Raw genomic sequence first — 3,792 nt, 5'->3', positions numbered from 1 at the left:
GCCGCCCCGAGCAGCAGCCGTCTGCCCCACTGCCGCTCGAACCCGGATTCCATCCCCAGGACGTAGATCCGGAATCCGGTTTCGCCGACCCACGGGAGAAATACCCCGATCCCGATTACCGCCAGGCCGGTGAGGCTGAGCACGTGGACGGCCGAAAGCCGGTTGGGGGTGATCGTATCGACGACCCGAGACCGATCCGCGCCGTGCATACGCGCAGTAACATGAGATCGACGATTATACCTTTCGTCGACGGCGCCTCGAACGCTCGATCGCCGCGAGGCGGCTCCCCTGCGCTCGCCGATCGTTCGACGCCTGTCGGTGCGACGGAGAGCGGTGAATTCGCCCTCGTCGCGTCGCACGCCGTCTCCGTCGGATGGCGAGCCGTTCGATCGAGGTGGGGTACGTCGACTCCTCGATCGACGATCTACGGGCCGCTCGCTCGACATCCCGGCATCCGACTCACCGAATTACGGTCACCGAAACCGGCGATCGAGAGACGACGGTCTCGGCGACCCGACCGACCAGCGTTCGCCCGGGATCGTCTCGACCGTGGACGCCCATCACGACGTGATCGATCGATTCCTCCTCGGCGTAATCGGGGATGAGCCGCTGGGGATCGCCGATCGCCGAGTCGGTGGCGATCTCCCGGTCGTACTCCGCGGCGGTCTCCTCGGCCTCGCCGAGCAACTCCTCGGTCGTCTCCCGTTCCATCGCCTCCCACTCGTCCGAGCCGATCATCGGCTCGTACAGGGACTCGTAGCCGTCGACGTCCGTCGGTTCGAACAGGTCGACGACGTGGAGGACGGTGATCTCCGCGTCGCGAAACTTTTCCAGCGCGTGTTCCAGCGCGCGAATCGATAACGGCGAGCCGTCGATCGGGACCAGGACGTTCTCTGTCATCGTGTACGGTTCACCGACGACAGTCATTACGTTGGGGGTCGTCGGATTCACCGGCATTTATCGGCGCCGCACCCGACGTAGGGATATGAGCGACGCGACGTTCGAACTCTACGAGGATCGGGCGGGTAAGTGGCGGTGGCGGCTCGTCCACGACAACGGGAACATCATCGCCGACAGCGGGCAGGGCTACAGCTCCAAGCGCCGGGCGAGAGGGGGCATCGAGAGCGTCAAGACCAACGCTCCCGGCGCGACGGTCGAAGAGCACACCGTCCGGGAACTCGACGACGGCGACGGGTGAGCGTCGGATCGACGATCCGGTACTCGAGCGGCGAATCGCGACGGGGGCTGAACCGGTAGCTGTCGGCAGCCGGCAGCCGGCCCGTCAGGCCCGCATCGCGTCGACGTCCGCGACGAGGGACGTCAGGTACTCGTCGGCCCCGACCGCGGTCAGCGTCGCGTCGACGTCACACCGCAGCTCGTAGGTGGGTCGGCCCTTTCCTGCCGGCGAGCGAACGTTCGGCCCGCGCTCGTCGACGAGTTCGGTCGTCGCGAGTTCGTTCAGCGCCCGACAGACGTCCGCCTCCGAGAGTCGGCCGGTGACCTCGTCGAGCCGGTCGTTGCAGGCGGAGCGAACTTCGTCGACGCGGGCCGGGGTTCGACCCTCGACCGCGCGGCGGACGAGGCCGAGCAGGACGACCCGTTCGACGAGCGAGGCGTCACGGACCGGTGCTGTTGCGTCCATGTGAGAAACTTCCACGGCTCCGGTCGTATAGCGGCCCCATCGTTCTCAGCGTTCGGGACCGGATGTGGACCACGCTACGCGTCCGCTCATCGGCGGAGAACCGTCAGCCGCACGCGAAACGCTTTCGCCGCCGGCTGCGACGCGCGACCTTCCGTCGCCGGCCGTGACGAGCGACCTTCCACCGCCCGCTGCGACCAGCGACGGTGCCGTCGCCGTCGGCCGTGACGAGCGACGGTGCCGTCGTCACTCCTCGAGGAGCCAGCCGAAGCGCTTCTCCCAGAACTCCTCGCCCGGCGGTTTCTTGGACCGACCGTGGGTCTTCCGGTCGCGGATCTGGCGTTCCAGGACGTCGCGGGCTTCGTTCATCGCGTGTTTGGCGCCGTAGCCCTCCCCGGAGGCGACGAACAGGCCACGGTCGGTGTGCAGCCGGATGCGGGCGAGCAGCAGCGGCGTGCCGCGGCGCTTCTCGTCGTGCTCGTGGAGGTGGACCTTCGCGTCGAGGACGTTCATTTCGCCGTCGCGATCGTCGAACTTCTCGACCATCGCCACGATGTCTTCGTAGGTCGCGTCGTCGATCAGGTCGACGCCGTAGATCTGGACGCCCCGGTTGCCGCCGGCCTCCCAGGTGAGCGCGTCGAGGACGTCGGTCTTCGTGAGGATGCCGTGGGGCGAGCCGTCGTCGGTGACGACGAGCGAGGACGCGCCGACCTCGAACATCTCCCGGACGGCGACGTCGAGGGTCTCGTCGGGAGCGATCGTCCGCACGGGCGAGGTCATGACGTCGCGGACCGGCAGGTCGAGCATCCGGGCGAGCTCTCCCTCCCGGGCGCCGAAGCCCCCCGACCGCGTTCGGCCGGTGTTGAACGAGATCTCGCCCCCGAACGGATCCGTTCCGCCGGGTTTGCCCCGGCGGCTATTGACCTCCGCTCGGACCGTGAGATGGGTCAGGTCGTAGAGGCTCAGGACGCCGACCGGGGACTCGTCCTCGAGGACCGGGAGGTGCGTGATCCGCTCCTCCCGGAAGTCGTGGACGGCCTCGCCGATCGTCGAGTCGGGATCGAGCGTGACGAGCTCCGACGAGTACGCCTCGGCGACGGTCGCCGCGTCGAGGAACGGCTCGACCGCACGGAGGATCGCGTCGGCGGTGACGACGCCGATCAGCTCCCGCCCCTCGAAGACGGGCAACAGCTGGGAGTCGCCGTCGATCATGAGCCGTGCGACTTTCCGGACGTCCTCGTCCGGCGCGAGCCGCGGGACGTGCCAGACTATCGAACCGACCTTCTCGTCCGGCTGGCGATGCGAGCTGGCGAGCTGTCGACGGGTGACGACCCCTTCGTATTCGTCGCCGCGAACGACGACGCCGTCGACGTCGGGATCGTCGAACGTGCCGACGAGCTTCGAGACCCGCGTATCCGGTGTGAATTCGACGTACTCGTCCGAAACGATATCTGCGATATTCATGAGTTGTGGTGAGTTTCTGCGCGGGAGTTCGTGTGCTGTGCCCGCGGACGTACCGGGAGCGGTGCGACCGGGAAGTTGTGAAGCGATGCGACCGGGAAGTTGTGAAGCGGTGCGACCGGGAAGTTGTGAAGTTGTACCACGGGACGGTATCGTCGCCGGTGTCGTTTGACGATCGGAACTACGCGTCCGACGGTGGTTCTCGTTTCGGTCATTCCCGATATCTTGCAACCGTCCGGTGGTTCGGCCCGATCCGTCCGCTCGATCTCCGAGCCGTCCGCCCGATCTCCGATCCGTCCGCCCGATATCCGATCCGTCCGCCCGATCGGACGGGCGAGTTCGCCGCTCGGGTTCCGTCCCGTCGACCGATCGAACGTGACCGGCCGGCATATAACGCACCGGTGATCTCGCGTCGGTCGAGCGCCACCGCCGGGACCGTTTGAGCCAGCGGTCCCGGTCGGATGGACGCACCGTTCGACGACCGGCTCCGGGACAAATCCATCGGCGGTCCCGGTCGACCGCGGAACGGTCCGCCGGTCGGTCAGTCTCGTCACGGTGACGGTCCGCCTCCCCGGCAGCTGCCACGTTCATTGACGATGGTGGTCGTCGCACGATCTAGTGCGATGAATTTCGACGAGTTCACCGGCGAGATCCAGCACCGACTCGAACTGCCGGACACGGGCCGGACGGTT

Annotated in this window: 4 protein-coding genes and 2 pseudogenes; 2 read left to right on the top strand and 4 right to left on the bottom strand. The window is 67.2% G+C overall.

The annotated features are described in order from the left end of the window. Together QZT59_RS11230 and QZT59_RS11225 are read right to left on the bottom strand one after the other, a co-directional pair. Window positions 1-209, bottom strand: a 209-nt coding sequence (locus QZT59_RS11230; protein WP_290815918.1) for a hypothetical protein, incomplete at its 3' end; no start/stop codon positions are given. A gap of 250 nt (window positions 210-459) precedes the next feature. After that, window positions 460-900, bottom strand: coding sequence for a universal stress protein (locus QZT59_RS11225; RefSeq protein ID WP_290815915.1), 441 nt, complete (start codon window positions 898-900; stop codon window positions 460-462). 88 nt (window positions 901-988) lie between these two features. Between QZT59_RS11225 and QZT59_RS11220 the strand changes: the two are divergent. Then, window positions 989-1,198, top strand: a pseudogene (locus tag QZT59_RS11220) (HVO_2922 family protein); the annotation flags it as partial. Window positions 1,199-1,282: 84 nt separating this feature from the next. Here QZT59_RS11220 and QZT59_RS11215 read toward each other — a convergent pair. Both QZT59_RS11215 and QZT59_RS11210 read right to left on the bottom strand, forming a co-directional pair. Beyond that, entirely contained in the window at window positions 1,283-1,642 is a 360-nt protein-coding gene (locus tag QZT59_RS11215; protein ID WP_290815912.1) for a hypothetical protein, read from the bottom strand. Window positions 1,643-1,885: 243 nt separating this feature from the next. Beyond that, a complete protein-coding gene (locus tag QZT59_RS11210) occupies window positions 1,886-3,103 on the bottom strand; it encodes a CBS domain-containing protein (RefSeq protein WP_290815909.1) in 1,218 nt (405 codons plus the stop codon). A 620-nt stretch (window positions 3,104-3,723) separates the two neighbouring features. Here QZT59_RS11210 and QZT59_RS11205 point away from each other — a divergent pair. After that, a pseudogene (locus QZT59_RS11205) lies at window positions 3,724-3,792 on the top strand (DUF2267 domain-containing protein); the annotation flags it as partial.

Origin of the sequence: Halovivax sp., from assembly GCA_007119345.1 — an archaeon.
In the GTDB taxonomy this organism is placed as follows: Archaea; Halobacteriota; Halobacteria; order Halobacteriales; family Natrialbaceae; genus Halovivax.
The sequence above is the reverse complement of the archived record's forward strand: the minus strand, read 5'-3'. Positions and strand labels throughout refer to the sequence as shown.

What these genes read in the sequence shown, in the direction of transcription:
- QZT59_RS11225 (WP_290815915.1), bottom strand. Translation starts at nt 900, where the DNA reads ATGACAGAGAACGTCCTGGTCCCGATCGACGGCTCGCCGTTATCGATT.
- QZT59_RS11210 (WP_290815909.1), bottom strand. Translation starts at nt 3,103, where the DNA reads ATGAATATCGCAGATATCGTTTCGGACGAGTACGTCGAATTCACACCG.
- QZT59_RS11215 (WP_290815912.1), bottom strand. Translation starts at nt 1,642, where the DNA reads ATGGACGCAACAGCACCGGTCCGTGACGCCTCGCTCGTCGAACGGGTC.